This window comes from Siphonobacter sp. (assembly GCF_048595215.1).
GTDB lineage: Bacteria > Bacteroidota > Bacteroidia > Cytophagales > Spirosomataceae > Siphonobacter.
Genome location: NZ_JBMDWJ010000168.1, coordinates 1 through 5,015 on the forward strand (window position 1 = coordinate 1; position 5,015 = coordinate 5,015).

At 48.5% G+C, this 5,015-nt stretch carries 6 protein-coding genes; 2 read left to right on the plus strand and 4 right to left on the minus strand.

Annotation, left to right across the window (positions count from 1 at the left end; all coding sequences use genetic code 11):
- On the plus strand, positions 1-888 hold an 888-nt coding region (locus ACOJTG_RS09770), incomplete at its 5' end, for a hypothetical protein (RefSeq protein ID WP_420153653.1).
- Here ACOJTG_RS09770 and ACOJTG_RS09775 read toward each other — a convergent pair.
- Together ACOJTG_RS09775 and ACOJTG_RS09780 are read right to left on the minus strand one after the other, a co-directional pair.
- The gene (locus ACOJTG_RS09775) at positions 880-1,467 is read right to left on the minus strand and encodes a carboxymuconolactone decarboxylase family protein (RefSeq protein WP_420153654.1); all 588 of its coding nucleotides are present in this window, start codon (positions 1,465-1,467) and stop codon (positions 880-882) included. The genes ACOJTG_RS09770 and ACOJTG_RS09775 overlap by 9 nt on opposite strands.
- Before the next feature lie 101 nt (positions 1,468-1,568).
- Entirely contained in the window at positions 1,569-2,111 is a 543-nt protein-coding gene (locus ACOJTG_RS09780) for a peroxiredoxin (protein WP_207766434.1), read from the minus strand.
- A gap of 210 nt (positions 2,112-2,321) precedes the next feature.
- Between ACOJTG_RS09780 and ACOJTG_RS09785 the strand changes: the two genes are divergently transcribed.
- Positions 2,322-3,257, plus strand: a complete 936-nt coding sequence (locus ACOJTG_RS09785) for a hydrogen peroxide-inducible genes activator (RefSeq protein ID WP_420153655.1) — start codon at positions 2,322-2,324, stop codon at positions 3,255-3,257.
- Between the two features lie 85 nt (positions 3,258-3,342).
- Here the strand turns inward: ACOJTG_RS09785 and ACOJTG_RS09790 are convergent, their stop codons facing one another.
- Positions 3,343-3,594 (minus strand): hypothetical protein, encoded by a 252-nt coding sequence (locus ACOJTG_RS09790; RefSeq protein ID WP_420153656.1) that lies wholly within the window; start codon positions 3,592-3,594, stop codon positions 3,343-3,345.
- A 76-nt stretch (positions 3,595-3,670) separates the two neighbouring features.
- Positions 3,671-5,015: sensor histidine kinase (locus tag ACOJTG_RS09795; protein ID WP_420153657.1), on the minus strand; the 1,345-nt coding region annotated here is incomplete at its 5' end.

A 5,015-nucleotide genomic window follows, 5' to 3' on the forward strand; every position in this document is an offset into this window, starting at 1 on the left:
CGATTTACCAATCTGGCGGCGTTTAAAGCCGTTCGTGAATCGTGTCGGAAATTATTTAGTAATCCTAGGCCCCAGGCCCCCGTGGCTCTGTACGCCATTGGCGATAGCTTCATGGAACCCGGCTCGGTGGATGCTCAGGATTTTCAGACCCGTACCTATACGTATACGCATTGGAACGATCATACGACCATTCACCTGGATACGTCCGTCCGTAATGTTTTGCTGATTGAATCGGTCGAGCGGCATTTCCGGGAACACCTGGCGACGCCGGTCAGTAACTTTGTATTGAGCCCGGAGCCGGTCAAACCCGTCGAAAAAACGCATTCGTACCGGGCCGATTTCGACGAGTTTATGACGGGGCCTAAGGATGTACGACTTACCTACCCCGAAGAACGACTGGATAATGTACTGTTCAACTGGCCCATTTTCTTACGCCTGCGTGAATTTAAGGCCTGGATGAATCTGACCTTCTTCAATCGGGTTCATTCGATGACGACGATTACGCCCGATCATCAGCATTTACTCTTAAATCTGGATACGGATTCAACAGTGATTAATTCCAACTTTAATCCCGTCAGCGATAAAGAAATCAGTACGCTCATTACTCATCTGAACCAGACTTACGAGAAGTACCATTCGCTGGGTTTTGATGAGGTGTACCTGAGCATCATCCCTAATAAAACAACTATAGCGGCCAATTACCTGGGCCGCTATAATCACCTGATCGAACGAATTCAGTCGGATCCACGACTGAAATTAAAAGTAGTAGACGCGTATCGACTCGTGCGGCCGCTGGGGCCTGCTGCGTACCAACCGGGCGATAGTCATTGGACCTGCCAGAGCCGGGATCTATGGCTTCAACAACTGAATCGGCAACTCTTACAATAACGTCAGGAAGCTTTTGAAAATCGCCGCCAGACGAATAGCATCGAATACGCGGGCATGGCTGGCTCCGTGTTGACGAACACTGGCTTCGTGGGAAGTTACGCACATTTCACAACCGTTGATGGCCGAAATAGCCAGACTCAACAGTTCGAAATACTCCTTGCCCAGTACCGGATTCACCATGATGCTCATTTTGATACCCGCGGGCATCGTATTGTACGTTTCGGAATCCATGAAGTGGCGGAAACGGTAGAATACGTTATTGGCGTTCATCAAAGAAACGCAAGCCGCTACTTCCTGAATCTCTTTATCTTCCGCTCCTTCTGCTTTCGCAGCGGATTCGATGGCTTCAATGACGGCAGCCTGACTTTTCTCATTGATGGCCACACCAAGAGCCATCAACAGCGTTTCTTTCTTAGTCAGATTCTGCGACTTCAGAACGTTCTGTACGTTGATACGCAGGTCCTTCAAGTATCGGTGATCGGTCGCGTTCAGACGGTCGAGCCAGAGGCTTTCGAAGCTCTCGGGCAATTTAATCTCAGCGAGTAAGTTCTTTTTGGTTTCAGATGCAATGCCAAACATACGCTTGTTGGGTTTTGGGAAAAGAGGCGTGGCCTCTTAGAAAATAACCCTGACGATTGACTCACCAGGGTTATTAAATACTTTTGAAATATGACCTGGACTTAGGCGTTGATCGTTTCTTCGCCTTTTACCCAGTTGCAGGGGCAAAGTTCGTCGGTTTGCAGAGCGTCGAGTACACGCAGTACTTCGTCTACGTTACGACCTACGTTCAGGTCGTTAGCGGCTACGAAACGAACGATACCTTGGGGATCAACGATATACGTTACGCGGTAAGCGATTTTTTCGTCAGCAGTCAGGATGCCCAGCTCTTCCGCCAGTGACTTTGACGTATCCGCCAGCATGGGGAATTTCAGATCACGCAGATCGTCATGGTTTTTACGCCAAGCCAAGTGAACGAATTCGCTATCCGTAGAAGCACCGATCAACAAAGCATCGCGATCCGCGAAATCAGAAGCTTTCTGGTTAAAAGCAGCGATTTCCGTGGGACATACGAACGTGAAATCTTTAGGCCACCAGAACAGCACCAGCCATTTTCCAGCGTTTTTATGATCTTCACTCGTGATGTCATAAAATTCGTTGCCTTTTTCGAGAGATACAACGGCAGTTTTCTTGAATTCTGGGAATTGGGCACCTAAGCCCAGCATACCATTTGCCATGAGAAGAAGATGGTTTAGTAATGAATTACAGTAACAATAAAAACAATTTTTCCTTTGAATAATCCTAATCAATTGACTAATTTGCAATACTAGAAAAGGACGATCCCGGAAATGTTTTATTTGGTTTCGGCTGCAAAACAAGCCAACTTTACTCCATCATACAAATCAATTATTCTGAAGAAAGAATAAGTTTTTCTAATGACGATCACACAACTCGAATACTTGGTGGCCATTGCTGACTACGGTCATTTTGGAAAAGCCGCCGATGCCTGCTCGGTTACGCAACCTTCGCTGAGTATGCAAATTCAGAAGCTGGAAGACGAACTGGAAGTACAACTGCTTGACCGCAAGAAGCAGCCCACCCAGCCCACCGAGATCGGTGCGTTGATTGTACAGCAGGCCCGACACGTGTTACAATCCTGCGAAAAACTCAAAGGCATCGTTGACGAACGCAAGAATGAACTCGCTGGTGAGGTTCGTCTGGGCGTCATTCCCACAGTTGCTCCGTACCTGGTTCCTTTGTTTCTGAAGCAGTTTCTGACTACCTACAGCGATATTCGGCTGAAGATTACCGAACAGAATACGGAAAGCATCATTGAACAGCTGAAAAATGGACAACTCGACATTGGTCTGATGGCTACGCCTTTTCAGGATGATATGCTCAAGGAATATCCGCTGTTTTACGAAGAGCTACTCGTGTACGTTTCACCCGAGCATTCGCTGTACTACAAAAAATACGCGGTTCCCGAGGAGCTGGACCCTAACGAACTCTGGCTGCTGGAAGAAGGTCACTGTCTGCGTTCACAGATTGAGCACCTCTGCCAGCTGACCCGTCAGGCGGCCGATCTTCACCAGATCGAATACAAAGCAGGTAGCCTGGAAACACTCAAGAAAATGGTGAATACATCGGGTGGTATGACCATTCTGCCCGAACTGGCAACCCAGGATTTCACGGAAGATCAACTTGAACTGATTCGGTACTTCCAGACACCCGCTCCCGTGCGGGAAGTCGGTCTGGTTACCAGCCGTAATTACCTCAAAGAGAAAATAGTAGCGGCTTTGTCTGAGGAAATTCAGAAAGTGGTACCCGCCAAAATGCTGCGACAGGAAGAACGGGCCGTGGTTAGTTTATAACAAAAAACCTCGTACACGTTTGTACGAGGTTTTTTTATTAGGAAGGTTAGGACGATGCGAACCGCTTGAGACGGAATTCAAGATCCTACCGATTATTTTCTTTTTCCTGACGGATGATATCACCTTCCTCATCACTAGCCGTATAGGATACATTCGGCTTGTTTGGGATAACTTCCAATCCACCCAGCGGTTCTTTTTCCGGACGTTCGCCCTCCTCTTCTACTTCTACCCGTTGGTTTTCATGGTAGACATCGCCATCACCTTTACCCGAGGACAAGCTGGGATTTTGTTGGTGCTTGGTTTGATTGGGGTCGATTTTCTTTTCAGCATTTTCCATAGTCTCGTGGTATTGATTTATACCCAGTATACTAAAAAACCGGTGCCACCGTGCTCTTCATTCGTGAATTTTCCGCTTAAAAAGAAATCGACGACGAGTGGAATGTTCCCGAAGGATCAGGAAGGATTACGTGAAAAGTAGATCCCTGCCCTTCCTCCGATTCGGCGTACAGCAAGCCCCCGTGATTCTGAACGATTTTCCGGCACAACGCCAAGCCAATGCCCGAACCAGGATAGACTTCCCGCGTGTGCAGTCGCTTAAAGACTTCGAAAATCTGATCTTTGTAGTTCTCCGAAAAACCAATACCGTTGTCGCGTACCTGAATGTCATAATACGCCCCTTCGGGCAGAGCGTAGGTCTGTGCTTCCTGGGGTAACAAACGCTGGCAGGTAATGCTGATCCGGGCCGGTACGCCTTCCTTGGTAAACTTGAGGGCATTACTCAGCAGGTTGTAAAACAGCTGATTCATTTGCAGCGACTCGGCATTCACCGTGGGCAAAGTTCCCACTTCCACCGTAGCCGACTTTTCCTGAATGGCGAGTTCGAAATCCGTAATCACATTCTGGACAATGGTATTCAAATCCGTAGACGTCAGCACGCGATCGACTTTCAGGAGTCGGGAAAACTCAAGCAAATCGCGAATCAGTAGCGTCATGCGTTCCGACGAGTGGATGACTTTGGCCAGCGGATTTCGGGCTCGTTCGGGTAAATCGTTCATTTCCCGGATAATCCCTGAGAACATTCGAATTTTCCGTAGCGGTTCCTGTAAATCGTGCGAGGCTACGTACGCGTACTGTTCCAGTTCCCGGTTGGAACGCTGTAACAATTCATTGGCCTGCTGCAATTCCTGGGTACGCTGGGAAACGAGTCGTTCTAGCCCAAGAGATGCCTGCTTCTGCGAAGTCACATCCCGTGACGTTCCACTCAGTAGGTAGGGTTTTCCCTGTGAGTCGCAGGTTACTTTTCCCTGAGACTGAACAATCCGCTCCTCGCCCGTTTGCAGGTTTACAACCCGATATTCCGCCGAATAATGATCGGATTTCCGGAAAACTACGGCTTGAGAAATCAGATCCAGTACCTGGTGTCGGTCTTCCGGATGCACCGCTGCCATAAACGCTTCAACGTCCGTTTCGGCTTCGGTAAATCCGTACCATTGCTGGATGCGGCTGGAGCAACTGATCTTTCCGGTATTGAGATTACGACTCCAGGTACCTAGTTCGGCCAGTTCAATGGCGTCGCGTAAGTTCTGCTCGGTTTCTTCCAGCTGTTGCCGGGCATTGACCTGGGCGGTAACATCCGTTGCGGTATTAATGATGCCATAAGTGGCTCCGCGGGCATCCCGTAAGGCTTTATACGTAAAATTGAAGTAAAAGGTGCGGAATTCACCATCGATGAGCAAATCTACTCGGTCTTCCTGGGCG

What these genes read in the sequence shown, in the direction of transcription:
- ACOJTG_RS09775 (WP_420153654.1), bottom strand. Translation starts at nt 1,467, where the DNA reads ATGTTTGGCATTGCATCTGAAACCAAAAAGAACTTACTCGCTGAGATT.
- ACOJTG_RS09780 (WP_207766434.1), bottom strand. Translation starts at nt 2,111, where the DNA reads ATGCTGGGCTTAGGTGCCCAATTCCCAGAATTCAAGAAAACTGCCGTT.
- ACOJTG_RS09785 (WP_420153655.1), top strand. Translation starts at nt 2,322, where the DNA reads ATGACGATCACACAACTCGAATACTTGGTGGCCATTGCTGACTACGGT.
- ACOJTG_RS09790 (WP_420153656.1), bottom strand. Translation starts at nt 3,594, where the DNA reads ATGGAAAATGCTGAAAAGAAAATCGACCCCAATCAAACCAAGCACCAA.